This is a genomic window from Ruegeria sp. CDSA241 (genome assembly GCF_059611265.1).
In genome coordinates, this window is record NZ_JBXWPF010000007.1 from 120,842 (window position 1) to 144,570 (window position 23,729).

General features: G+C 58.2%; 22 protein-coding genes, 1 other RNA gene and 1 riboswitch. Of the genes, 7 read left to right on the forward strand and 16 right to left on the reverse strand.

The window, feature by feature from the left end; all coding sequences use genetic code 11:
- The first annotated feature begins 11 nt into the window (after window positions 1–11).
- Window positions 12–884, forward strand: a complete 873-nt coding sequence (dapA, locus tag AC2FJV_RS08485) for a 4-hydroxy-tetrahydrodipicolinate synthase (RefSeq protein ID WP_496713383.1) — start codon at window positions 12–14, stop codon at window positions 882–884.
- A 7-nt stretch (window positions 885–891) separates the two neighbouring features.
- Here dapA and AC2FJV_RS08490 read toward each other — a convergent pair whose 3' ends face one another.
- The 6 genes from AC2FJV_RS08490 to pdxR form a co-directional block, all read right to left on the reverse strand.
- Window positions 892–1,764 carry a dimethyl sulfoxide reductase anchor subunit family protein gene (locus AC2FJV_RS08490; RefSeq protein WP_142637012.1) on the reverse strand — a complete coding sequence of 291 codons (873 nt, stop codon included), beginning with the start codon at window positions 1,762–1,764 and terminating at the stop codon, window positions 892–894.
- Window positions 1,764–2,513, reverse strand: coding sequence for a 4Fe-4S dicluster domain-containing protein (locus tag AC2FJV_RS08495; protein WP_142637011.1), 750 nt, complete (start codon window positions 2,511–2,513; stop codon window positions 1,764–1,766). Before AC2FJV_RS08495 ends, AC2FJV_RS08490 begins: the two co-directional genes overlap by 1 nt.
- Complete coding sequence (locus AC2FJV_RS08500) at window positions 2,510–5,323, reverse strand: molybdopterin oxidoreductase family protein (RefSeq protein WP_496713385.1); 2,814 nt, start codon at window positions 5,321–5,323, stop codon at window positions 2,510–2,512. Before AC2FJV_RS08500 ends, AC2FJV_RS08495 begins: the two co-directional genes overlap by 4 nt.
- 87 nt (window positions 5,324–5,410) lie before the next feature.
- Window positions 5,411–6,424 (reverse strand): phosphate acetyltransferase, encoded by a 1,014-nt coding sequence (gene pta, locus AC2FJV_RS08505; RefSeq protein ID WP_281995400.1) that lies wholly within the window; start codon window positions 6,422–6,424, stop codon window positions 5,411–5,413.
- A gap of 5 nt (window positions 6,425–6,429) precedes the next feature.
- Window positions 6,430–8,208 carry a sulfoacetaldehyde acetyltransferase gene (gene xsc / locus AC2FJV_RS08510; protein ID WP_496689909.1) on the reverse strand — a complete coding sequence of 593 codons (1,779 nt, stop codon included), beginning with the start codon at window positions 8,206–8,208 and terminating at the stop codon, window positions 6,430–6,432.
- A gap of 126 nt (window positions 8,209–8,334) precedes the next feature.
- Window positions 8,335–9,795 carry a MocR-like pyridoxine biosynthesis transcription factor PdxR gene (gene pdxR, locus AC2FJV_RS08515; RefSeq protein WP_496694149.1) on the reverse strand — a complete coding sequence of 487 codons (1,461 nt, stop codon included), beginning with the start codon at window positions 9,793–9,795 and terminating at the stop codon, window positions 8,335–8,337.
- A 135-nt stretch (window positions 9,796–9,930) separates the two neighbouring features.
- Here pdxR and AC2FJV_RS08520 point away from each other — a divergent pair, with 135 nt between their 5' ends.
- Both AC2FJV_RS08520 and AC2FJV_RS08525 read left to right on the forward strand, forming a co-directional pair.
- On the forward strand, window positions 9,931–10,239 hold the full coding sequence (locus AC2FJV_RS08520; protein WP_142637001.1) for an ArsR/SmtB family transcription factor: 309 nt from the start codon (window positions 9,931–9,933) through the stop codon (window positions 10,237–10,239).
- Complete coding sequence (locus AC2FJV_RS08525; RefSeq protein WP_271949736.1) at window positions 10,232–11,263, forward strand: permease; 1,032 nt, start codon at window positions 10,232–10,234, stop codon at window positions 11,261–11,263. Before AC2FJV_RS08520 ends, AC2FJV_RS08525 begins: the two co-directional genes overlap by 8 nt.
- Window positions 11,264–11,305: 42 nt before the next feature.
- Here AC2FJV_RS08525 and AC2FJV_RS08530 read toward each other — a convergent pair whose 3' ends face one another.
- Entirely contained in the window at window positions 11,306–11,695 is a 390-nt protein-coding gene (locus tag AC2FJV_RS08530; RefSeq protein ID WP_142636997.1) for a hypothetical protein, read from the reverse strand.
- A 51-nt stretch (window positions 11,696–11,746) separates the two neighbouring features.
- Window positions 11,747–12,505, reverse strand: a complete 759-nt coding sequence (locus tag AC2FJV_RS08535) for a DUF1013 domain-containing protein (protein WP_142636995.1) — start codon at window positions 12,503–12,505, stop codon at window positions 11,747–11,749.
- Window positions 12,506–12,635: 130 nt separating this feature from the next.
- Between AC2FJV_RS08535 and AC2FJV_RS08540 the strand changes: the two genes are divergently transcribed.
- Window positions 12,636–13,265, forward strand: a complete 630-nt coding sequence (locus tag AC2FJV_RS08540) for a ribonuclease T2 family protein (protein ID WP_496713420.1) — start codon at window positions 12,636–12,638, stop codon at window positions 13,263–13,265.
- Between the two features lie 141 nt (window positions 13,266–13,406).
- Here the strand turns inward: AC2FJV_RS08540 and AC2FJV_RS08545 are convergent, their stop codons facing one another.
- The 4 genes from AC2FJV_RS08545 to AC2FJV_RS08560 form a co-directional block, all read right to left on the reverse strand.
- Window positions 13,407–13,772: a thermonuclease family protein gene (locus tag AC2FJV_RS08545; protein ID WP_281995398.1), complete on the reverse strand. Its 366-nt coding sequence runs from the start codon at window positions 13,770–13,772 to the stop codon at window positions 13,407–13,409.
- A 295-nt stretch (window positions 13,773–14,067) separates the two neighbouring features.
- A complete protein-coding gene (gene recR, locus AC2FJV_RS08550) occupies window positions 14,068–14,661 on the reverse strand; it encodes a recombination mediator RecR (RefSeq protein WP_142636989.1) in 594 nt (197 codons plus the stop codon).
- A gap of 64 nt (window positions 14,662–14,725) precedes the next feature.
- A complete protein-coding gene (locus AC2FJV_RS08555) occupies window positions 14,726–15,070 on the reverse strand; it encodes a YbaB/EbfC family nucleoid-associated protein (RefSeq protein WP_142636987.1) in 345 nt (114 codons plus the stop codon).
- Window positions 15,071–15,225: 155 nt separating this feature from the next.
- Entirely contained in the window at window positions 15,226–16,977 is a 1,752-nt protein-coding gene (locus AC2FJV_RS08560; RefSeq protein WP_496689908.1) for a DNA polymerase III subunit gamma/tau, read from the reverse strand.
- Between the two features lie 156 nt (window positions 16,978–17,133).
- Between AC2FJV_RS08560 and AC2FJV_RS08565 the strand changes: the two genes are divergently transcribed.
- Window positions 17,134–17,634, forward strand: coding sequence for a protein-tyrosine phosphatase family protein (locus tag AC2FJV_RS08565; protein WP_496713387.1), 501 nt, complete (start codon window positions 17,134–17,136; stop codon window positions 17,632–17,634).
- A 1-nt stretch (window position 17,635) separates the two neighbouring features.
- Here AC2FJV_RS08565 and AC2FJV_RS08570 read toward each other — a convergent pair whose 3' ends face one another.
- Window positions 17,636–18,040, reverse strand: a complete 405-nt coding sequence (locus tag AC2FJV_RS08570) for a hypothetical protein (RefSeq protein ID WP_271949778.1) — start codon at window positions 18,038–18,040, stop codon at window positions 17,636–17,638.
- Between the two features lie 83 nt (window positions 18,041–18,123).
- Window positions 18,124–18,343: riboswitch (cobalamin riboswitch) on the reverse strand.
- A gap of 139 nt (window positions 18,344–18,482) precedes the next feature.
- Here AC2FJV_RS08570 and AC2FJV_RS08575 point away from each other — a divergent pair.
- Window positions 18,483–19,340 carry an alpha/beta hydrolase family protein gene (locus tag AC2FJV_RS08575; protein ID WP_496713389.1) on the forward strand — a complete coding sequence of 286 codons (858 nt, stop codon included), beginning with the start codon at window positions 18,483–18,485 and terminating at the stop codon, window positions 19,338–19,340.
- A gap of 24 nt (window positions 19,341–19,364) precedes the next feature.
- On the opposite strand, the gene rsgA is transcribed toward AC2FJV_RS08575, so the two are convergent.
- The 3 genes from rsgA to AC2FJV_RS08590 form a co-directional block, all read right to left on the reverse strand.
- Window positions 19,365–20,393, reverse strand: a complete 1,029-nt coding sequence (rsgA, locus tag AC2FJV_RS08580; protein ID WP_281995395.1) for a ribosome small subunit-dependent GTPase A — start codon at window positions 20,391–20,393, stop codon at window positions 19,365–19,367.
- 158 nt (window positions 20,394–20,551) lie between these two features.
- Window positions 20,552–20,650, reverse strand: an RNA gene (gene ffs, locus AC2FJV_RS08585) — signal recognition particle sRNA small type.
- A gap of 39 nt (window positions 20,651–20,689) precedes the next feature.
- Window positions 20,690–22,531 carry a 5'-nucleotidase C-terminal domain-containing protein gene (locus tag AC2FJV_RS08590; RefSeq protein ID WP_496713391.1) on the reverse strand — a complete coding sequence of 614 codons (1,842 nt, stop codon included), beginning with the start codon at window positions 22,529–22,531 and terminating at the stop codon, window positions 20,690–20,692.
- A gap of 195 nt (window positions 22,532–22,726) precedes the next feature.
- Between AC2FJV_RS08590 and nudC the strand changes: the two genes are divergently transcribed.
- Window positions 22,727–23,707, forward strand: coding sequence for an NAD(+) diphosphatase (gene nudC / locus AC2FJV_RS08595; protein WP_496713393.1), 981 nt, complete (start codon window positions 22,727–22,729; stop codon window positions 23,705–23,707).
- The last annotated feature ends 22 nt before the right edge of the window (window positions 23,708–23,729 follow it).

The window sequence follows — 23,729 nt, forward strand, 5'->3', positions numbered from 1 at the left end:
AGGAGCGTGTCATGTTCAAAGGCTCGATGCCAGCCCTCGTTACCCCGTTTTCGAATGGCGAGTTGGATCTGGGCACGCTCAAACGTTTGGTGGAATGGCAAATTCAGGAAGGCTCGACCGGTTTGGTGCCGGTGGGGACCACCGGTGAAAGCCCAACCCTAAGCCATGAAGAACACGAAACGGTGGTGGCAGAAGTTGTCAATGCCGCAGCCGGTCGTGTCCCGGTGATCGCTGGTGCGGGCTCGAACAACACTGTCGAGGCGATCCGATTCGTTCAATTTGCGCAGCAAGTCGGCGCGAATGCCGCTCTGGTGGTGACCCCGTATTACAACAAGCCGACCCAGAAGGGCCTAATTCAGCATTTCCGCACACTACATGATTGTGCCGATATTCCGATCATCATCTACAACATTCCAGGCCGTTCCGTCATCGACATGACGCCCCAGACGATGGGTGAGCTGGCCGAGTTGCCGAGGATCGTTGGGGTTAAAGACGCAACCGGAGATTTGGGGCGTGTCAGCCAACAGCGCGCCTCTTGCGGGCCTGAGTTTTGCCAACTGTCGGGCGAAGACGCCACGGCGCTGGGTTTCAATGCGCATGGTGGTGTGGGCTGTATCTCGGTCACGGCGAATGTTGCGCCCAAGCTATGTGCCGAATTCCAGCAGGCCACCCTGCAGGGGGATTATGCCAAAGCGCTGACTTATCAGGACCGCCTGATGCCTCTGCATGAGGCGATCTTTATCGAACCCGGTCTGGTCGGGGCCAAATACGCCCTCAGCAAGCTGGGCCTGTGCAGCGAAGAAGTTCGCTCGCCGCTGACCACGTTGGACGACAGCACCAAATCAGCCATTGACGCAGCCATGAACCACGCAGGTCTGCTGTAACCCTTCTTTACCGTTTGCCGTAATACAGACCCACGACATGCTCGGCCTGCGCAAAGAACAGCCAACGCGAAACTGCAACGCCGGCCACATGCGACAGCGCAGCCAGAAGAGCGAAGAAGTGGTTGAACGGCAGGATCAGCAGGATGACCGGCAATAGGAAGGCCAGCACAAACGAGATGACCCGCAATTTGTCCGCATGTTTCCTGCCAACCACGTGGACAAATTCGCGCAGAAGATAGTTTGTACCTGTATGTGGAGGCTCAAACGCACGCACTGCCCCGCGCTGCCCCAAACCCGTAGCGGTGCCAAGGTTTGTTCCTGAGTTCGCAAATGCCTTATCCCCTTGCCACCAGTAAAATGTCTGCGCAACGGCAGCGACCACCAACAGAGGGACGGCAAGGCTGACCTGACCGGCCAGAAGCGAGCCACCGGCAAGGCTGAAGCTCAGAAACATGATTGGTGTCAGTTTCATGTTCCAACGTGGGATTGTCTTGAGCTGGGTGTAGATCATTGAGGTGGTGAAAACTGTTGCCAGCGAAAACAACGCGCCAAGGACGCCCAGAACACCCCAACGCTGTCCAAAGAAGACGGCGCCCAGCGCGTAGAAGCCCAGAAGAATCAAGGCGATCACTGCGCACCAACCCTCACGGCTGAGCCAGCTTGACCGCCATTGGGTGAATGCTTTCCACGCACGTTCAGGATGGCCCAGGTGAAAGGTCGAGGCCATCAGCCCGCCCACCGACAGGCCAAAGGCCATGGCATAGAATACGAAGGCCACCCACCCGGTGACATCCGGCATCCCAAGGCCCAGAAAAAACAGCAGCCCAAAGCCCAGACCGGACAAGGTAGTGAAGATAATGACAGATGGGGCCGGATGCATCAGAGCTTCTCCAGTGTCTTGTCGAGCCAACCCAGAAAGCCCTTGGGCTCTTCGGCTACCGGGGCCAGAAGGGGCGCGAGAATGTCGACCTGGTCCTCGATCTGATCTTTAGGGCGAGGTGGCAGGTATTTGTTAACGGGCTTGGTGCCCATTTCAGGCATCAGATCCATGCCACCACGTTCGGCGACCAATTTGCTGACATCGCTATCTGCGTCGCCCAGATCACCGAAATGGCGGGCTCCGGCGGGGCAGGTCCGCACACAGGATGGCACGCGGTCCACTTCGGGTATGTTCTCGTTATAGATGCGATCCACGCAGAGGGTGCATTTCTTCATCACGCCCTCGGCCATATCCATCTCACGCGCGCCGTAAGGGCAGGACCAGGCGCAAAGCCCGCAGCCGATACAGTCGCTTTCATTGACCAATACGATACCGTCCTCGACCCGCTTATAGCTGGCCCCGGTGGGGCAGACGGTGACGCAGGGCGCGTCCTCGCAATGGAGGCAGGATTTGGGGAAGTGGATCAGCTGGGCGTGACCCTGTTCGGGTTGGACCTCGTAGGAATGTACCCGGTTTAGGAAGGTGCCGGACGGGTTGCCGCCATAAGCGTCCTGATCCGACAGGGGCGCCCCGTAGTTTTCGGTGTTCCAGCCTTTGCAGGATATCACACAGGCATGGCAGCCGACACAGGTGTCCAGGTCGATGACCAGACCCATTTTCTTGTCTGTGGATTGGGGGAGCTGGGTCATTTTCCTACCTTCCACGCCAGATCTTTTGGTCCGGTGCCGACCGGTGATTTGATCGGTTTGAATTCGGGCTGGCTTTCTGCATCCGAAGGTGGCGCCGCCTTTTCGATCCTGACCTTCAGGTCGAACCAAGCCGCCTGACCTGTAATCGGATCAGAATTGGCCCAGCGCATTCCATCGCCTTTTGACGGCAACAGTTCGTGGATCAGGTGGTTCAGCAAAAAGCCTTTGGTGGCCTCTGGTGCGTCTTCCTGCAGGGCCCAAGCACCTTTGCGTTTGCCGATGGCATTCCAAGTCCAGACAGTATTTTCATTCAGCGCGGCCATCTCCATGACCGGAACAGTAATTTCCCCGTGCGGAGACGTCACTTTGGCCCAGTCGCCGTCCTGCATCCCGTGTTCGCGCATCAGTTTGGTTGGCACATAAAGCGGGTTGCGCCCGTGTAGCTGGCGCAGCCAGGCGTTTTGGGTGCCCCATGAGTGATACATCGCCATCGGGCGCTGAGTCAGGGCATTGATTGTGAAACCTTCATTGCCCTGCTGATCGGTTTCGTACCAGATCGGCAGCGGGTCCATGGTGTCCTTGAGGCGCTGGCGCAGATTTTCCGGCGGTTGCCGGTCCCCGTGGCCTTCGGCGGCCAGTTGGAACTTGCGCATCGGTTCTGAATAGAGCTGGAACAGATAGGGTTGCGGGCTGTCGTAGATACCCATCCCCACTGCCCAATCCTGATAGGCAGCGTTCCAGGGTTTGTAGTAATCCGCCCCTTCGGGGATATGCGCGACGTAGAAGCCGCCATTTTCGATGTAGCGATTTAGCTGGTCGGGGTTGACCTCGCCACGACCTTCTTTGTCGCCATTTTCGCCTCGAAACCCGGCCAGCGGGCCAATACCGGGTTTTCGCTGATGGTTAACGATATAGTCAGCGTAGTCTTTCCACTTCGGCGTACCGTCTTCGTTGGTAAAGCCTGGCAAGCTCATGCGGTTGGCCAGTTCCACCAGCACCGACTGAAAGCCTCGCACGTCGCGGTCGGGCTCGATCACCGGCCAGCGGATTGCGTCGGCGGCGGCGTCTGCCTCGCAGATCGGGCGGTCGAGCAGCGAGATACAGTCGTGCCGTTCAAGATAGGTGGTGTCGGGCAGGATCAAGTCGGCATAGGCCACCATTTCCGAGGAATAGGCATCGGAATAGATGATGTTTGGGATGACGTATTTGCCGTCTTCGGTCTTGGCGGTCAGCATCTCCATCACACCTTTAGTGTTCATGGAGGAGTTCCACGACATATTCGCCATATACATGAACAGCGTGTCGATCTTGTAGGGATCACCGGCGGCGGCGTTTGAGATTACCATATGCATCAGCCCATGGGCTGACATCGGGTTTTCCCATGTGAATGCTTTGTCGATCCGTTGGGGAGTGCCGCAGTCGTCCAGCAACAGGTCTTCGGGCCCGCGGGGGAAGCCTAGATGGGGGCCTTCCAGGGGTCTGCCGGGGCGGCGGTCGCCATGCGGGGTAGGGTGCGCCTCGACTGGTTTGGGATAGGGCGGTTTGAAGCGGAAACCGCCCGGAACTTCGACCGTGCCGAGGATGATCTGCAGCACGTGCAGCGCGCGGCAGGTCTGGAACCCGTTGGCATGGGCCGAGATGCCACGCATGGCGTGGAAGCTGACCGGGCGACCGATCATCTTAGCATGGGATTCGCCGCGGAAATCGGTCCATTCCTGATCCAACTCGATCGCCTCGTCAAAGGCGACGCGGGCGATTTCCGCCGCGATGGCGCGAATGCGACTGGCCGGGATGCCACAGCGGTCAGCCACGGCCTCAGGGGCGTGCTCGTCGCTTAGGTATTTCTCGGCCATCAGGTGGAAAACCGGGCGATGGGTGACGCCGTCCTTTTCGTAAGTAGCCGACAAGTCCGGGCGCACGCCCGGCTTGTCGAACGCAGTGAGTTCGCCTGTGGCCCGGTCGATCACCAGCGGTTTGCCGTCACTATCGCGCAAGAACAGACCCCTCTCGGGGCCTTCGGATGCGTTCACCAGAACAGGCGCGTTGGTATAACGGCTGAGGTAATCCAGGTCGATCTTGCCCGCCTTCATCAACACATGGATCAGCGATAGGATGAATAACCCATCGGTGCCGGGGGTGATCCCGACCCAGTCATCGGCCACAGCGTTATAGCCTGATCGGATCGGGTTCACACCGATCACCCGTGCGCCGCGTGCCTTGATCTTGCCGATCCCCATCTTGATCGGGTTGCTGTCGTGGTCTTCGGCCACGCCGAACAGCATGAACAGTTTGGTGTGGTCCCAGTCGGGCTGGCCAAACTCCCAAAACGCACCGCCCATCGTATAGATGCCCCCTGCTGCCATGTTGACGGAACAGAACCCGCCATGGGCGGCATAGTTTGGGGTTCCAAAATTCTGTGCCCAGAAGCTGGTGAAGCTTTGGCTTTGGTCGCGTCCGGTAAAGAAGGCCAGCTTGTGCGGTGCGGTTTCGTGCAACTCGTTCATCCAGCCGACGGCGGTGCTGATTGCCTCGTCCCATTCGATCTCGCGGAACTCGCCCGATCCGCGCGGGCCGACACGGCGCAGCGGTTTACGTAAGCGCGACGGCGCGTTGACCTGCATAATGCCCGCGGACCCTTTGGCGCACAGAACGCCTTTGTTCACTGGGTGGTCTCGGTTGCCCTCGATATAGGCGACCTTGCCGTCTTTCATGTGAACGTTGATGCCACAGCGGCAGGCGCACATGTAACAGGTGGTCTGCCGGATCTCGTCCGAGACTTTGGGCGAGGTGTCAATCACTGGCTGGTTCATAGGCGCCCCTGTAGTTTGCAGACCGGTATTCCCCCGAGTATTGCCGGGAACCGGAATAAAATTTGTTTTTCACGGACTTGTCGAGACTTATATTCCGTTTTCGCCATGTTGTGCTTGAACAGCAGTCACGGCGATCATGTGAAGGATGTCCTCTGCCGTACAGCCGCGCGATAGATCATTTGCCGGCTTGGCCAGGCCTTGTAGGACTGGCCCGATTGCCTCAACCCCTCCGATGCGCTGTGCGATCTTATAGCCCAGATTGCCCGCATTCAGGCTGGGGAAGACAAAGACATTTGCTTCGCCCTTCAGTGGCGAATCCGTCGCCTTTTGCGCCGCAACCTCGGGGACAAAGGCGGCATCGAACTGCAGCTCTCCGTCGATCAGAAGGTTCGGATCTTTTTCACGTGCGATCCGGGTTGCCTCGACGACCTTGGATACTTTTGGGTGTTCGGCGCTTCCCGAGGTGGAAAAAGACAGCATCGCCACACGCGCCGTGTTTCCAGTCAAAGCTGAATAGGATGCGGCTGATGCGCGGGCAATTTCCGCCATTTCTTCGGCGTTTGGATCCACCACCAGGCCACAATCGGCAAAGATGCGCGCGCCTTTGACCTCGTGATGATCCTGACAGAACAGCATGAGAAAAAAGCTGGATACCATTGTTGTACCCGGCGCTGTTCCGATGATCTGCAACGCCGCGCGAACTGTGTCAGAGGTGGTTTCAACCGCTCCGCCCACGGTGCCGTCAGCGATACCCTGATGCACCAGCATGGCGGCAAAGGTCAGCCTGTTGGTGATCTGTTGCACTGCCTCTTCAAGGGTCATGCCCTTGTGCTTGCGGCGATTAAACAGCGCTTCAGCCAGTTCCGGGGTGATTGAGGAATGCGCCGGGTCAAGAATGTCTATCCGAGTGGGATCAAATCCTTCATGCGCATCCAGAAGGGCCGAAATTTTGGCCCCGTCGCCGATCAAGATGATCCGTGCAACGTCCTCTTTTACGGCCCTGACCGCACCTTCCACGACGCGGGGATCATCGCCCTCTGACAGGGCGATGATCTTGTCCGACGCGCTGGCCGTCCCGAGAATGGCGCGCAGCGGTTTCACGCGGATTATACCCCCGCCTGCGGTTCCATGTCGTCATTGCTGATGCCTGCCACCGCGACCGGTTTCTTCATTGCGTCCCGACGGAAGGGCTCGCCCAGTTCCTGGTTGATCATGGCTTCGATCAGCGTGGTGATCCCATTCTTCTGATCCTCAATGGCCTGATTCAGGGCTGCAGTCAGCTCGTCCTGTGTGCGGGCCACGACACCTTTCAGGCCACAGGCCTGAGCGATACCGGCATAGGACACTTTGGTGTCCAGTTCGGTTCCGACAAAGTTGTCGTCGAACCACAGGGTCGAGTTGCGCTTTTCAGCACCCCACTGATAGTTGCGGAAAACGATCTGGGTGACTGCGGGCCATTCATCGCGGCCGATTGCGGTCAGTTCGGTTACAGCAATACCAAAGGCGCCGTCACCCGAGAACCCAACGACAGGCACATCCGGGCAACCGATCTTGGCACCCATGACAGATGGCAATCCGTATCCACAGGGGCCGAACAGCCCGGGGGCAAGATATTTGCGGCCCGCTTCAAAGGATGGGTAGGCGTTGCCGATGGCACAGTTATTGCCGATGTCGGACGAGATGATCGCCTCTTTCGGCAGGGCTGCCTGAATGGCGCGCCACGCCATGCGCGGGCTCATCCAGTCGGGCTTGGCTGCTCGGGCGCGTTCGTTCCAGGTTGTGCCCGGATCGTCCTGCTCGTGGTCCATCGAAGTCAGTTCCTGCGCCCAGCGTGACTTGGTTTCCGCGATTTTCGCTTTGCGTGCATCGCGTCCTTCGTCACCTGCGGTGTCTGACAGCTGTGCCAGGATATTGGTTGCAACAGTGGCTGCGTCGCCAACAATACCGACAGATACCTTCTTGGTCAGGCCAATGCGGTCGGGGTTAATGTCAACCTGAATGATCTTTGCATTCGCCGGCCAGTATTCCATACCATAGCCAGGAAGAGTCGAGAACGGGTTCAGGCGAGTGCCGAGACACAGAACCACGTCTGCTTCTTTTATCAGCTCCATAGCGGCTTTCGAGCCATTGTAACCCAGCGGGCCAGCAAACAGCGGGTGCGAGCCCGGGAAGGCGTCATTGTGCTGGTAGCCAACACAAACCGGGGCGTCCAGACGCTCGGCCAGTGCTTTCGAGGCTTCGATGCCGCCCGCAGACAGAACCGTGCCCGCTCCGTTCAGGATGACAGGGTTCTTGGCATCCGACAGCAGCGCGGCGGCTTCGGTAACGGCTGATGCGCCGCCAGAAGGCAGTTCAAATTCAACTACGGCAGGCAGTTCGATATCGACAACCTGAGTGAAGAAATCACGTGGAACATTGATCTGTGCCGGTGCCGAGGCGCGCTTGGCCTTGGTGATAACGCGGCTCAGAACTTCGGCCATCCGCGAAGGGTCGCGTACTTCTTCCTGGTAGCAGACGCAGTCCGCGAACATGCGCATTTGTTCCATCTCTTGGAAACCGCCCTGACCCATGGTCTTGTTTGCGGCCTGAGGGGTCACAAGCAGCAACGGGGTGTGGTTCCAGTAGGCGGTTTTGACGGCAGTAACAAAGTTGGTGATCCCCGGTCCGTTCTGCGCGATCATCATCGACATTTTGCCGGTGGCGCGTGTGTACCCGTCAGCCATCATCCCGCCCGAGCCTTCGTGTGCGCAATCCCAGAACGTAATGCCAGCTTTTCCAAAAATATCCGAGATCGGCATCATCGCCGAACCGATGATCCCAAACGCATGCTCGATCCCGTGCATCTGCAGAACTTTTACAAAGGCCTCTTCGGTGGTCATTTTCATCTGATTTGTCTCCGCGGATTTGTGGATGAAGCCGGACGATCAGCCCAGCCTTTGGGTACGGTTGTGGCCCAAGGGACGGAATGGCGTTAGGTCCAAAACGAAATGCGGATTAGGTCCAGACGCGGGCTACTGCGTTTGGATGGCATCCGCGATCAGCTTCACGCCCGGAGCGATGCGGTCGGGCGCGATGGATGAGTATCCGAGCCGATAGAAGTTCTGTGGCCTATCCGGCCCTGCGAAAAACGGTGTACCAGGCTCGATGTGAACGCTTTGGTTTTGCAGGCTGCGTGCCAGCTGGGACATGTCGACATGTTCGGGGGCGGACATCCACATCGAAGATCCGCCCATCACACCGCGCCCCGCCACCGACAGCCCGTATTCGTCGATAGCCTTGTCCATTGCCTCCCGCCGCTTGGACAGCTCTTTGGACATGCGCCTGATCTGTGCATCGTAATGTCCCAGAGACAGAAAATACGCTGCCGTGCGCTGAATGTGGCCCGGCGGGTGGCGCAGCACCAAAGAGCGCAGCGCGCGCGCCTCGCGGATAAACGGCTCGGATCCAACCATGTAACCAAGGCGCAATCCAGGGAACAGCGATTTTGAGAAGCTGCCCACATAGATGACACGTCCATCCCGGTCCATGGACTTCAGCGCGGGTGAGGGCGCCCCCAGAAACGCCATTTCGAATTCATAGTCATCCTCGACCACCATTGCGTCCAGATCCCGGGCACGATCCAAAAGTTGGCGGCGACGGGTGATCGGCATGGTTGCGGTTGTCGGGCTCTGATGGCTGGGCGTGGTGAAGATGACATCCGTTTCATCGGGCAGCGCCTCGGGTGGCAGGCCATCCTTGTCCACGCCAATGGGCACGACCGCGCAGTCCCAATGGTTCAACAGGCTGCGCAGCGCATAGTAACAGGGGTCTTCGATGACGGCGGTGTGATTGTGAGTCAGCAGAATGCGCGACGCCAGCCAAAGTGCGTTCTGCGCCCCCAGTGTGATCAATATTTCTTCGGGGCGGGCCGAGATTCCACGGCGGGGCAGAGTGTGGCGGGCGATGAACTCGATCAGCAGCGGATCGTCCTGATCGACATAGTCGCGGGTCAGCGATTCGAAATCCTTGTGCCCCAATGCCCGCACTGCACATAGCCGCCAGTTGGCATGATCGAACAGGGTTCGGTCCGCCTGACCATAGATAAAAGGATAGGTATAGTCCCGCCAATTCCAGGGCTTGGGCAACACATCCGAATCTACAAACCGGCGGGCCAGCGCCTTGTCCCAATCCACGGTCTCAGTGCCCCGTTGGATGGGCGTGTATTTAGGCGGTACTGGCGCATTTTCCGACACATAATACCCAGATCGGCCCCGGGCGGTCAGGTAGTCATTGGCCAACAGCTCGGTATAAGCCAATGTCACGGTGATCCGGCTGACACCCAGATGCGTGGCCAGTTTACGCGACGAGGGCAGTTTTTCTCCGACATGGAAACGGCCTGACAGGATGCCTTCTGCAATCATCTGCTGAATCTGGGCCTGCAAGGTGCCTTGCCCATTCAGCTCTAGAAAGAACGTATCAACTGATATCCCCATAAGACCTTATAGAGTGGCCTTATTGATTGAGCAATCTGGACTCACGCTCTTTTCACGAATTCTGATCAGAATTTGTTGACGGTAGCTTTCAATATCTCTATATAACTAGAAATCTAGTTTATTGGAGTTGTGGATATGTGGGAAACCGCTGCAGCAGGATTTTCGGCGATGGGGTCAGAGGCGCGACTGAAAGTCCTCAAGACACTCGTTCGCGCCGGAGAGGCCGGGCTCACCGTAGGTGAAATCCAGGAGAGAACCGGCATTGCCCCGTCGACGCTGGCCCATCACCTCCGGTTTCTTGCGGCCGGTGATGTTGTCGAACAGGAAAAGATCGGGCGCACCACGATCAACCGTGCCCGGTATGACCATCTCAGAAACCTCGCGCAGTTCATTCTGTCGGAATGTTGTGCGGACGAAACTGGAAAGGCGGCAAACGATGGCTGACCTTACTCAGAGCCCTCGGGCCCCGTTCAAAGCTGTCTTCGACCTGATCAAAACCCCATGGGCGGTGATTGTCGCCATTCTGATCGCGGTGGCGATACTCGACCCAGGGAATCTAACGGAAGTGATAACATTTGCCGGCAAGGCACTGGCCCATACCGGCCAATATATTCTGTTTGCTGTGCTGCTGTTGTCATACCTCAAGGCCACCGGTGCCGAAGTCATGGTGGCCCGAGCCTTTGAAGGCCGCGAAACGCGGATGATCCTTTTGGCTGCCCTATTTGGCGGGTTGGCCCCATTCTGTTCCTGCGAGGTCATCCCGTTCATTGCTGGTTTACTGGCGCTTGGGGCGCCACTGTCTGCGGTTATGGCGTTCTGGCTCAGCTCTCCGCTGATCGACCCGCCGACGCTATTGATTACGGCTGGCGCATTGGGATGGCCCTTTGCTATCGGAAAAGCCGTAGCCGCAGTGGCACTTGGCCTGTTTGGCGGATTCGTCGTGCGCACCATGACGCGCAGCGGTGTGTTGACCCAACCTTTGCGGAACTACCAACCAACTGGATGCGGCAGTTGTGGACCTAAGCAAGAGGACAAACCGGTCTGGAAATTCTGGCATGACCCTGCGCGCCGGAATAGATTTCGTAGCGAGTTTTTTCGGAACGGCCTGTTCTTGTTGAAATGGCTGGCGCTTGCCTATGTTCTCGAGGCGTTGCTGATCAATTATGTACCCGCTGATCTGATCGCACGCGCGGTCGGAGGAGACGGCGTGTTGCCCATAATCATCGCGGCACTTGTTGGGATGCCGGCCTATCTGAACTCATACGTCGCGCCGCCGCTATTGGCAGGTCTGATGGAGCAGGGGATGAGCGCCGGGGCAGCAATGTCCTTTATGATCGCGGGTGCGGTCAGCTCGATCCCGGCCATGGCTGCGGTATGGTCGCTGGTCAGGCCGAAAGTGTTTGTGACCTATCTGGGCCTGGGGATAGTCGGCGCAGTGATCGCAGGGATCATCTTTCAGATGATCTGAAGGAAAAACCGCCCGGTGTGGACACCGGGCGGTTTTGCTTTGTCAGCTTGCTTCGCAATAGCGCGGAAGTTTGAAGCGATACCTTGGTTCACCGCTTTCCACATAGACCCGCTTTTCGACACAGGCGCTTTGGCCGACGGTCTGGGAAATCGGGGCCTCGGTCGAAGTGATCGACGTCGCGGACCCGTCGGGTAAACGTACCGAGGCAATCACCCCGTTCTTGAGGTCGCCGTTGATAGCGGTGGCGGACAGAACCGGGACGGTCATGAAGGCTTCGTGTTCATGCGTGCCGTCGTCGTTCAGCAACAGCAGGGCTGCGGCAACCGCGATAACGCCTACGACACCGAACACGAGCAGGCCCCAGGTTCTTAGGAAGGCATAGATTGTCACGGCGCGGTGTGGGCCAAAAATGGCAGACAGTATGTTCAGCATCAGAGTCTCGTCAAAAAAGCCCCGGCCAGTTTGACCGGGGCTGTCTGCGTATCAGAAACGCGGATCGCTTTCGTCTTCATCCTCGGCCTCGCCTTTGGGCAAGTTGAAGAAACTGTCGGCGTCGATGATCGGCTCTTCTTTCTCCTCGGGGGAGTCATCAGACAACGAGAAGGTCTCGAGACCCTCGATCGCCGTTGGAATTTTGGGCGCTGCGTCCATTTCCAGTGACTGTTCGGTCGAAACCAGCTTGCGGCGCTCATCATCGCTCATGACGCCACCTTCAGCGGCTTTCTTGGCGGCGGCTTTCTGCACGATTGCGTCCAGCTCGGACTGTTTACACAAGCCCAGAGCGACGGGGTCAATCGGTTGCATGTTCGAGATGTTCCAGTGCGTCCGCTCGCGGATCGATTGGATGGTCGGCTTGGTGGTGCCGACCAGCTTGGCAATCTGACCGTCGCTGAGTTCGGGGTGGAACTTGACCAGCCACAGGATCGAGTTCGGACGGTCCTGACGCTTGGACAGCGGGGTATAGCGCGGGCCACGACGTTTTTCCTCGCCACTGGCGGCGGGGTTGAACTTGAGCTTCAGCTTGTGCAGCGGGTTGCCCTGCGCCACGTCAATCTCTTCCTGCGTAAGCTGGTTGTTGGCGATCGGGTCGAACCCTTTGACGCCAGCGGCCACGTCGCCATCGGCGATGCCCTGCACTTCCAACTCGTGCATTCCTACGAAATCCGCGATCTGCTTGAAGCTGATCGTTGTGTTGTCTACTAGCCATACGGCTGTTGCCTTGGCCATAAGCGGTTTTGCCATCAGCCCGTCTCCTATGCATACATCTTTCCCGTCGCCGGAATTCGGCGGCCCCGTGATCTTGGGGCAGGTTTCCGTTGTCGGGGAACTTGGGCTGTATATAGTCGCGGCAGGGCAAGAAGGGAAGAGGCGAATGCGCTGGCTGGTTCTATGGGTTTTCAGTGCAATGACGGTGCTTGCCGAGGGTGAAAAACCGGGGGCGTTCGACTACTATGTCCTGGCACTTAGCTGGTCGCCGAACTGGTGCGCGCGCGAAGGCGACGGGCGTGGGTCCGATCAATGCGATGTGCGGCATGATCACGGCTGGATTCTACACGGGCTTTGGCCGCAATTCCATCAGGGCTGGCCATCTTATTGCCGCACGGCCGAGGCCCCGCCGACGCGAACCATGACCCGTGAAATGGAAGATATTCAGGGCAGTTCCGGCCTTGCCTGGCATCAGTGGAAGAAGCACGGCACCTGCTCGGGCCTTAGCGCTTCGGACTATTACACCTTGTCGCGGCAGGCCTATGGGTCGGTCGAGCGTCCAAAGGTGTTCCGCCAGTTGGACACATCTGTAAAACTGCCCGCATCTGTCGTGGAAGAAGCGTTTCTAAAGGTCAATCCGGGCCTGGAGCGCGACATGATCACCGTCACCTGCAAACAAGGCTATATCGAAGAGGTGCGCCTGTGCCTGTCGCGCGAACTTGATCCGGTGCCGTGTGGCCGGGATGTGATCAAGGACTGCGCGGCCAAAGACGCGCTTTTTGATCCGATTCGTTAGGGTTTGCGGTAAAGGCGAGATGGTGGGTAATCGCAACTTCTACGTTGTTGCCACCGCATCCTGTTCAATAGCCAGATCGTGCCGAGGCTAAGGCCTACCTTGCTATTCCAAAGTCCTCAGGGCCACTGCGATACCATAAAGCTAGTCGGAATTGCGTTTCGGTTTTACTTCGGAATGGAACGCGCGCATGTTTCCCTTTTGGCGTGCGGCTGCCCGCCAGAGTTTCTTTCGCGCATCGCCCGGCTCTAGATGCGCGTATTCACCGCCGGAAAACTTGGGCCAGTCCAGAGCCAGTCCAAGTTTAACCAATTCTGCGGCGACATCAGTACCATCTGGAAGCGTGCACTTGGCGACGATCCGATCGTAGGAAACCTCTTCTTTGATTTCGGCTGTGATCACCATGCCTTTGCACATCTTGATCAGCGCAAACTTGGATTTCTTGCCCCAGGGATGCTCAAGCTCGGGCGCATCGATTCCGGCAACCCTGATCTTGGTGCCGCTTATCACGATCGTGTCGCCGTCGATTACGTGGCACTTGCCTTTGAGAGTCCGTGTGGTTGGATAAGCCGAGGGCGGCTGCTTTGACGGAACCGGCCGTGCTCTGGTGATCGCAGGTCTTTTAGTTGGTTGGAAGGGCACCACCCTGGATCGTTTGCGCGATGATCCGAACAGGGCCCTCAATATATATCTCAACATATGAAAAACGCATTCTAAATCTGCTTAATCGATGCGTAGAATGTTAGGCTGGATACAGTATTTGTGTAAACTTGATATTTGAATTCGACCAAGTGTCGAAGCTCAACTACAACTCCTTCCGCGCCCTCAGCGCCGCCGTAATCGTCCCGTCATCCAGGTAGTCCAACTCGCCGCCAATCGGCACGCCCTGCGCCAGCGAGGTCAGGCGCACCTGCCCGTCCAGTTGATCGGCTATATAGTGCGCGGTGGTCTGGCCATCGACAGTGGCGTTCAGCGCCAGAATGACTTCGGTGATCCCCTCGGCTGTGACCCGATCCTTGAGGCGAGGAATGCGCAGCTCATCCGGGCCGACTCCATCTAATGCCGACAAGGTGCCGCCCAGCACGTGATAGCGGCCTTTGAAAACCGCGGCGCGTTCCATCGCCCAAAGGTCGGCGACGTCTTCGACGACGCACAGCTCTCCGGTCGCGCGGACTTCGCTATCGCAGATGTCGCAGATATCCGAAGTGCCTACATTGCCGCAATTCAGGCACTCACGGGCAGTGATGGCAACCTGTTGCATCGCGTCCGCAAGCGGTGTCAGCAGAAGGGCGCGTTTGCGGATCAAATGCAGCACTGCGCGACGGGCCGAACGTGGGCCGAGGCCTGGCAGTTTGGCCATCAGGTCGATCAGATTGTCGATATCGCTGTTCGAACTCACTGCGCTTGCTCCTGCATAAGGGCCGGGCAGTTGGGCCCGGCCGGTATTTCGTCAGGAGTGCCTATCAGAACGGCAGCTTGATGTCTGCGGGCAGGCCCATACCTTCGGTCAGCTTAGCCATCTCAGCCTGCGACCGTTCTGCGGCCTTGGCCTGAGCATCTTTGACGGCGGCCAGGATCAGGTCTTCGACCACTTCCTTGTCGTCGCCGTTAAAGATTGACGGGTCGATATCGAGACCTTTCAGCTCTCCCTTGGCCGTGGCTGTTGCCTTGACCAGCCCTGCACCGGATTCGCCGACAACCATGATGGTATTCAGCTCTTCCTGCATATCCGTCATCTTGGTCTGTAGATCCTGTGCGGATTTCATCATCTTGGCCATGTCACCCAAGCCGCCGAGTCCTTTGAGCATCGGTATTCTCCTAATATCCGGTTTGACGCCTAAATACGGGCGCGGTCGGCGCGGCACAAGGGCCGAGCTGGCTCCCGCCCGTCGTCAAGGCCTTTGGCCAGACTTTTCCTCCCGTTGGGCCCGGGAGGTTTCCAGTTGGGTCAGATGGGACGGTTTCAGTCTTCCTCGAACGGGTCCCATTCGTCTTCGACCTCGGGCAGCGCCTCGGTTTCCACTTTGGCGGCACGTTCTTCCGGTGTTTCAATCCGCTTGATGCGTGCCTTCGGAAATTGCATGAGCACCGCCTGAACCAACGGGTGTTTCTCAGCCTCTGCTTTCAACGCCAGCTCGGCGGCGTCTCGAATCTCGGCGATGGTCGCAACCTCACCATCGGCTACAATCGACACAGCCCAGCGGTTGCCAGTCCATCGTTGCAGCGACGAACCCAGTCTCGCTGCCAGATCTGTGGGTGCGTTCTGTGTCGGGGTGAATTCGATCCGCCCCGGTTGGTAAGAAACCAGCCGCACCCCGTTTTCGACCTCGACCAGAAGTTTCACATCCCGATTGGTGCGGATCAATTCAACCACGTGGTCAAAACTCGGATACCGTGCCAGCGCCGATTGGATATCATGGGCCAGAGCCGCCGAAGGCGCGCCGGCGGGGCTGCTAGTTGCGGACACGTAAGAAGATGATGCCGCTGGTACCGGAGCCTGAGAGGGCACGGCCATACCACCGCCCGGACCACCATTCGGAGGCGGTGGCGGGTTGTCCTGCAGGCGCTTGATCAGCTCTTCGGGGCTGGGCAAGTCGGCAACATGGGTCAGGCGGATAACGGCCATTTCAGCAGCCATCATGGCATTTGGCGCGGCCGATACCTCTTCCAGCGCTTTCAGCAACATCTGCCACATCCGGGTCAAAACGCGCATTGGCAGGGCCTCGGCCATTTGCTGACCACGGGCACGTTCATCAGGGGAAACCGTCGGGTCCTCGGCTGCGTCTGGCGTGATCTTCACAACCGAAACCCAGTGCGTGATTTCGGCCAGGTCACGCAGCACGGATAGCGGATCGGCCCCTTCGGCATATTGCCCGCCCAATTCAGTCAGCGCGCTTGCTGCATCCCCTCGCAGGATCATTTCCATCAAGTCCAATACCCGGCCCCGGTCGGCCAGACCCAGCATCGCGCGCACCTGATCGGCGCTGGTTTCACCGGCCCCATGGCTGATTGCCTGATCCAGCAGCGAAGTTGCGTCGCGCGCCGACCCTTCGGCCGCGCGGGTGATCAGCGCCAGGGCATCATCCGCGATCTGTGCCTTCTCAGCCGCTGCGATCTTATTGAGCAGGCCAATCATGTCCTCGGGTTCGATCCGGCGCAGGTCAAATCGTTGGCACCGCGACAGAACAGTCACCGGGACTTTGCGGATTTCGGTCGTGGCAAAGATGAACTTCACATGCGCAGGAGGTTCTTCCAACGTCTTGAGCAGCGCGTTGAACGCGCTGGTCGAAAGCATGTGAACTTCGTCGATGATGTAGATCTTATAGCGCGCACTGGCGGCACGATAGCGCACCGAGTCGATGATTTCGCGAATGTCATTTACGCCGGTGCGGCTGGCGGCGTCCATCTCCATCACATCGACATGGCGGCCTTCCATGATGGCGACGCAATGTTCGCACTGGCCGCAAGGTTCGGTCGTGGGCTTGCCTTGCCCATCAGGACCGATGCAGTTCATGCCCTTGGCGATGATCCGGGCCGTGGTCGTCTTACCGGTGCCGCGGATGCCAGTCATGATGAAGGCTTGCGCAATCCGGTCGGCCTCGAACGCGTTTTTCAGCGTGCGCACCATTGCGTTCTGACCGACGAGGTCAGCAAAAGTTTCCGGGCGGTATTTCCGCGCGAGAACCTGATAGGCGGGGCTGGGCGTGTCGGTCATGTCTGCTCTGTTGGATTCGTGTCAGGTTTGCAGCGTAGAGACCCCCGCCGTCCGCGTCCACCGCGCGCGAAAAGGAATTTCGTTTTGGCAAGTTGCATCAGAGCCGGTAAATCATGAGGGGCTTTAGCCCCATGTGGTGATGCAGGATAAGGAGCTGTGTTGGAGAGTTTTGCAATTCACCCTCTTGGATTGGGCAAAGGGCAGATCGCTCTGTGCCCACTGCCGGGTGTCACGGGCGATTATGCTGGGGATTTCGCAGTAATCCGGGATTGGGCGCCGGGCCTGGTCATCTCGATGACGACCTCGGATGAGTTCCAGCATTCCGGCGGGCTGTCATTCGAGGCGGACCTGCAGTGCGAACGGATTGCCTGGGTTCACCTTCCAATCCGCGATTTCGGCGTCCCCACGCCTGAGGTTGAGGCGCTTTGGCCGCAAGCCAGTGAGGCGGCCCAACATGTCCTTGCCAGCGGTGGCAAGGTGCTGGTGCATTGCCGCGGTGGGTGCGGTCGCTCGGGGATGGTTGTGATGCGGCTAATGGTGGAATGCGGCGAAGCGCCTGGCCAAGCGCTTCGGCGGTTGCGTGCGGTGCGGCCCTGCGCGGTGGAAACCGACGCGCAAAAGGACTGGGCCGGGTTGCCGGCCCGAACCCTTCCCTGATTCAGGCAGACACTTGATACGGAATACTGTCGCTGCGCGGCGGCAGGGTCGAAACGTCGAGCATCGCACAGGGTGGTTCTGACAGAAAACCAGCGGATTTCTGGATGAACTCCGGCCCGAACATCATGTCGCCATAGGCGTCCAGCATTTCTGTCGGCGTGTCCGTACTGGTGCCGCAATAGACCCTGATCTGTTCTGATTGGGCCCGAAAACGGGCCGTGCAGCCTTCGGTACAATGGGTCAGATCGCTAGTGCCTTCGACCTCGAATGTTTTGGATGCTGCAGGCGTTGCCGTCGCCATCGCCTCGGCCATGGCGCGTGCCATTCGGGCCAGGGCGGGGCAGGGTTTCCCGGTCCTCTGACAGACGGTTGCGGTGAATTCATGTGTCTTTGTCTTCCAGATCATAATGCGCCCTCCGCGCGCAGGACGAAGGGTGAGGATCAGGTGTGACAGCGCGCTGACGACCTGCCCGGACACCCCGCCCGAGTTTCGGTTTCGATACGATGGCAGGTCTCCTGACTTGCGGGTCGTCGCTTTGCCGACCTTCCCAGCCCTGGGGCCAGTGGTATTTCGGCATTGCTCACCGCTTACAGTTGCGGGGGCAGTCGCGGAGTTGGCCCTTTCCGGCATCGCCGGGGCAGACCGCACCGTGTTCCCTTTTCATCCCGCCCCAATTCCGGGGCAAGAACCATCACCACATCGCTAGCGGCTATGCAGACCCCGAGTCAAGCCACCTGTTGGGGTTCAAACCGGACGTTTGGTCATCTTGATGAAATCTTGACTCTGGTGGCCGAAATCGGGCCGATTGTTGAGTGAACCGAGTAGTTCAGAATTTGTCGGAAGCGCCATGCTTGATACCACGCCCTGCGTCCAGACTAAGGACTTTGATTTTGCCTCAGGCTCTGCCAGCCTGTCGGCGCGGCTGTATCTGCCTGAAACCCAGCCGAAGGTCGCCGTGGCGATTCACAGCGCAACTGCAGTGCCGCGCGAATATTACCAGCATTTTGCCCGTTGGCTGGCCGCCGAACAGGGTATGGCCTGTCTGACCTATGACTACAGCGATTTCGGGCATTCGCTGCGCGACAAACTCAAAACCTCCGAGGTGACCATGGCGGATTGGGCCTTGGTCGACATGCCCGCCGCACGGGCTGAGATGCGCAGGCGGTTCCCGGACGCTTTGCAGTGGAGCATCGGTCATTCCCTTGGCGGCTTGCTGGGGCCGGTGCAGCCAGACATTGATCAGATCGACCGGATGATCTGTGTATGTTCGGGGCTGGTTACTCTGTCCGACCATCCCTGGCCCTATCGCGGGCTGGCGTGGATGTTCTGGCATGTGCATGGGCGTCTGGCAGTGAATGCGCTGGGCTATCTGCCGGGCAAAGCGGTGGGGATCGGTGCCGATTTGCCTGGTCCGGTCTATTGGCAATGGCGTAGCTGGTGCACGGCGCCGCAGAATTATGTGCCGCAGATCGGTGACGCTCTGCCCGAAGCGAGATGGGCGCAATCGAATACGCCGGTGGACCTGTTCACCTTCGAGGACGACCAGATGGTGCCGCCAGACGCTGTCTGGCGGCTTGCCGATCTGTATGGACCAAAGGCGCGGCGACATCTGTTGTCTCCGAATGAATTCGGAGCGCCTGAGATCGGTCATATTGGCGCTTTTGCCCGCAGAAACCGGGCGGTTTGGCCCCGGTTGATTGCCTGAAAACGAGGCGCCTTTCTGTCACGCTCAGTGTCTGCTGCGGGACTTTTTGTCATTCATGACGGATCGCACCATTTTGCCAAAGGCTTTGTCACGTGCCCGTGACTGCGCGAGGGTTTCGGAATTCCTCTGATCTTCGCGCCGAAGCTTGTGCCAGCGCGCCAGCCGGTCGGGCTCAATCACGCCATTGGCAATCGCCTCCTGTACAGCACAACCGGGTTCGGCCTGGTGCTGGCAATCTGAGAACCGGCACCTTGCAGCCAATTCTAGAAGGTCTGAGAAAACCTCATCCACGCCGTCTTGGGCATCCATCAAACGCAGGGCGCGCATTCCTGGCGTATCAATCAGCCACCCCCCGTTTCGCATCGGGTGAAGCGCACGATGGGTCGTGGTGTGGCGACCCCGTGCGTCATCCTCGCGGATCCCCGCCGTTGTCCCGGCCTGACCAGTCATGGCGTTCGCCAATGTGGTTTTGCCGACACCGGATGAGCCGACCAAAGCAGCAGTTTGCCCGGAAGGGCACCAGGACAGGATCGGATCAATCTCTGACGCCTCCAGCGCGTTGACGGTTAGAACGGTCAGAAACCGAGCCAGCGAACTGGCCTGACTGGCATAGCTCTCTGGGTCAGGGCAGCTGTCGGCCTTGGTCAGGACAACAACCGGATAGCACCCGGCCTGATGCGCCAGCGCCAGATAACGCTCAAGCCGTGCCAGATTGAAATCGGCATTGCAGGAACTGACGATATACAGCACGTCCACATTCGCCGCGATCAGCTGAACCTGCGCACCGGTGCCTGCGGCCCGGCGTTGCAAGAGGCTTTTGCGCTCCAAAAGATGCCGAATGCGGTTTTGATCATCCGCAAGGATCCAATCGCCAACCGCAAATTCGCCGGTTGATCGGTCAGGGGTCAGATCAGATGTGTCGCCCAGCGCATTCAGGCCGATCAGGCGATCACGATGGACGGCGTTGATGCGATGCGGTGTGCAGGTAGGGTTCACAGCATGTTGGGCTGCAAAATGAGAGGACCATCCCAGGTCCGAAAGTGTTTTGGACATTGTTCTGCCTGTGTTCAGATACAGGAAACCATCAGGGTGGCAGGCGCGCACCCATCGGTAACATGTTCAGGCAAGAGCGGGGGTTAGTCCCGGAAACGCTCTGCCCGAAGGGTCATTGCTACAATCATAAAGTCCCTCCTGCGGCAGTCGTTGCGCGTAAGTGAGAGGTTGGACATCGACCCAAGCGGGGCTCGTTGTGGCTGCTTCCTTCCGGATCTGACCAGGTTGGCGAGGCGCTCGCCCGCGCCAACCTCTCGAGGGTGGATATAGGCAGTTGGCCGGAAAAACACAACCCGTCAGAAGGTCAGAAGAATCCGTAAAAAGCCATTTTCGTCGGTTCCAAGGACTTGTGGATCAAATTCCTGAATGTCCTGCAGATGTCGGTGGGCATTTGGACCGGTGCGTAAGATCGCCTGCGTACCAGTGTTACTGGTGATTCTGAAGGGTTTCTGGGCCTCTTCCAGCGGATCGCTGACCAAGGTGCCTGACAGATAATCCAGCAGGGCTTGCTGGACCGGCAGGATGGGCATGTCGATACGTTGCGCATTACCCGCAAATGGGAAATGCCCGCCCCCGCTGGCGCGATAATTGTTAAGCGCGACGGCAAATTGCTGATCCGGTGCAATGGGGGTGGCACCGACCAGAACCTCTGAAACGCGCCGGTTTTCGGCGTTGATCAAGGTGCCCATATCGTCGAAACGCGGAGGTTGTGTCAGATCAATTCTGCAGGACAGCCCGTATAGCACATCAAAGTTGTGACCCACCCGATTTTCGCAAATAAGTTCGGATGCAGATCCGGTCGAAATCTGGTTGAAAACAGCTGCGGACATCTCAAGCCAGTCCACGATTTGATCACCGGATACAATGACACCCTGCAATTCGTTTGGAAAAACATGCAGGTCAACCACGTTACGCAGGAATATCTCGCCAGGCTTAACATCCGTATAGAATCGCGGCCCGGCCCGACCGCCGAATTTCGAAGGTGAAACCGCCGATAAAATCGGAATGTCTGCCAGGTCGGTTTCGGACATACACAGACGTAACGCGGCAGCCTGGGCGGCGGCGACCAGCCTCAGCCCACGGTCCTCGGTGCAAAAGCTGAAATAGCTGTGCAGATGGTGCGGGGTGCGCCCGACCGGCTGGCCCGCTCGCCTGCGGGTTTCGGCATGACCCGAGGAAAACAGATGCAACAATTCCGGATCTTCAGGCGCCAGTGATACGATTTCGTCGGGATGCCCCGCAGATATCGGTCGCAGCGTCGCCTGGGCTTCGCCAGCGGTCCAGCCGCCGCGCTCTGCCGAGTGAAGCTTCAGGTCGATCACCCCCAGATGTGATCCGGCCGTTCCGGGTAAGACAACTGGTTTGCCATGCACCAGAGTGTTTTCAGAGCCGGCCTTGGCGGGATAGGTCAAATGGGAATGACCAGCAATTATTGCGTCGATACCTTCGATTTCGGCTAGCGGAATAATCGCGTTTTCCATATTCCGTTGTGACCTGTCCGGTCCGAAACCGGTATGGGCCAACGCGATGATCAGGTCGCAATTTTCGTCTTTGAGCTTTCTGACTTTGTTTGCCGCACAAGTCAGGATGTCCTGAGTGGTAAGGGTGTCGTGCAGCTTGTGCGCCTCCCATTGCGCTGTCTGAGGCGGGAGGACCGAAAAAACCCCAATTTTCAAGGCCATAGGTGTCGGCGAGCCAGGGATCTGTTTGTGCAAAATGACATGATCTTGCCAGATCTGAGGCCCATTCGTGCGCAAGGCATTGCTGCTGAGCACAGGGCAGGGGGCGTCAGAGATAACCTGCTGTAAGAATTGAAGCCCGAATCCGAAGTCGTGGTTTCCCAGGCCAATCGCGTCATATCCCAGGCTGCCGAAGGCCTGCATCAGGATGTGCGGCGCATTGGCGGGATCGGCAGCCCAATCCCCCAACGGTGTACCCTGCAGAGCGTCTCCGTTGTCGAAGAGCAAGACGATATCTCCGTCTGCCTCAGCCTCGTTCCGCGCCTGCCGGATCAGGCTGGCCGTTCGGGTCAATCCGATCGTAGGTTCGTCTTGATCCGCGTAATAATCAAAACTGCACAGGTTCATGTGCAGATCGGTGGTCGCCAAAATCCGGATACCTACAGACTGATCAGACAAATGCGAAATTGTTTTTAATACTCTACTTTTGGCAGTTTTATGAATAACAACTTCAACAAAAAGCATAGTAAGTGCAAATTTTTTTATGCACTTGCGGTAATTTGACGGGATCGCCTCGGTTTTCGGTCGTGGAATTGTCGTTGCAACACCGAAGCTGTCATGGCAGCCCTGTGCAGGCGAACCAGAGGAATTTAAATGAAGAACGCGGAACAGGTAACGTTTGGTGGATCAGGGCTGGATCGTGCCGCACATCTTCGCGGAGACGTCGACACGATGGCAGCAGCGCGAGCACATCCGAAAGCGAAATGCCTGTTGCTGTGGCGCGGAAAGCTGCTGGTTCAAGGAGAGGCCCTTGATCAACTCTGCTTGTTACCTGTCTTGCATGAGCTGATCGCAAATGGTCCCGGTGGGATCGTCCCAGCGCCAGTATTGCTTGGTCTCTCGGATGAAGTTCCGGTTTTTGCCTTTGATATATCCGATTGGATGCCCGAGGGCGCTGACCTGTCCGAACTTGGGGCATTCTTCGACCGATCAGAGCAACAGCACCCGGATTTGCCTGAAGGTCAGGTTTTTGTCGAATTGCGCCGCATCATGGCGCGCCTTTCCTCACGTGATGCCGAACTTTCGGCTTCCGCCAAGGCGGTCATCGCCTGGCATGAAACCCATAGGTTTTGCGCCCGTTGCGGCGCCGCCAGCGAGATGTCGCAAGCAGGATGGCAACGCAGTTGCCCGTCGTGTGGGGGGCAGCATTTCCCACGCACCGACCCGGTCGTCATCATGTTGATCACATATGGGAATTCGGTGCTGATGGGGCGATCCCCGGGATGGCCTGAAGGGATGTATTCGCTACTGGCCGGATTTGTCGAACCCGGAGAAACGCTGGAAGCGGCGGTGCGCAGAGAGGTGATGGAAGAGGCCGGTGTCCCCGTCGGGCAAGTAACCTATCTTTCCAGCCAGCCCTGGCCCTTTCCGGCGTCACTGATGTTTGGCTGTGCAGGCGAGGCATTGTCGCAAGAAATCACTATAGATCCGGTTGAAATCGAAGACGCTATATGGGTGGATAAGGCTGAAATGATGCAGGTCTTTGCTGGGGAACATCCCAGCCTTCTGCCCGCGCGCAAAGGCGCGATTGCGCATTTTCTGCTGCAAAACTGGCTTGCAGATACGCTCGACTGACAAAATACTGGGCGAATAGGCA

Coding starts and splice junctions, on each gene's coding strand:
- AC2FJV_RS08490 (WP_142637012.1), bottom strand. CDS start 1,764: ATGCATCCGGCCCCATCTGTCATTATCTTCACTACCTTGTCCGGTCTG.
- rsgA (WP_281995395.1), bottom strand. CDS start 20,393: ATGTCCAAAACACTTTCGGACCTGGGATGGTCCTCTCATTTTGCAGCC.
- AC2FJV_RS08530 (WP_142636997.1), bottom strand. CDS start 11,695: ATGCTGAACATACTGTCTGCCATTTTTGGCCCACACCGCGCCGTGACA.
- AC2FJV_RS08520 (WP_142637001.1), top strand. CDS start 9,931: ATGTGGGAAACCGCTGCAGCAGGATTTTCGGCGATGGGGTCAGAGGCG.
- AC2FJV_RS08555 (WP_142636987.1), bottom strand. CDS start 15,070: ATGCTCAAAGGACTCGGCGGCTTGGGTGACATGGCCAAGATGATGAAA.
- AC2FJV_RS08575 (WP_496713389.1), top strand. CDS start 18,483: ATGCTTGATACCACGCCCTGCGTCCAGACTAAGGACTTTGATTTTGCC.
- pdxR (WP_496694149.1), bottom strand. CDS start 9,795: ATGGGGATATCAGTTGATACGTTCTTTCTAGAGCTGAATGGGCAAGGC.
- AC2FJV_RS08540 (WP_496713420.1), top strand. CDS start 12,636: ATGCGCTGGCTGGTTCTATGGGTTTTCAGTGCAATGACGGTGCTTGCC.
- AC2FJV_RS08535 (WP_142636995.1), bottom strand. CDS start 12,505: ATGGCAAAACCGCTTATGGCCAAGGCAACAGCCGTATGGCTAGTAGAC.
- xsc (WP_496689909.1), bottom strand. CDS start 8,208: ATGAAAATGACCACCGAAGAGGCCTTTGTAAAAGTTCTGCAGATGCAC.
- AC2FJV_RS08525 (WP_271949736.1), top strand. CDS start 10,232: ATGGCTGACCTTACTCAGAGCCCTCGGGCCCCGTTCAAAGCTGTCTTC.
- dapA (WP_496713383.1), top strand. CDS start 12: ATGTTCAAAGGCTCGATGCCAGCCCTCGTTACCCCGTTTTCGAATGGC.
- AC2FJV_RS08570 (WP_271949778.1), bottom strand. CDS start 18,040: ATGATCTGGAAGACAAAGACACATGAATTCACCGCAACCGTCTGTCAG.
- AC2FJV_RS08495 (WP_142637011.1), bottom strand. CDS start 2,513: ATGACCCAGCTCCCCCAATCCACAGACAAGAAAATGGGTCTGGTCATC.
- nudC (WP_496713393.1), top strand. CDS start 22,727: ATGAAGAACGCGGAACAGGTAACGTTTGGTGGATCAGGGCTGGATCGT.
- AC2FJV_RS08500 (WP_496713385.1), bottom strand. CDS start 5,323: ATGAACCAGCCAGTGATTGACACCTCGCCCAAAGTCTCGGACGAGATC.
- AC2FJV_RS08560 (WP_496689908.1), bottom strand. CDS start 16,977: ATGACCGACACGCCCAGCCCCGCCTATCAGGTTCTCGCGCGGAAATAC.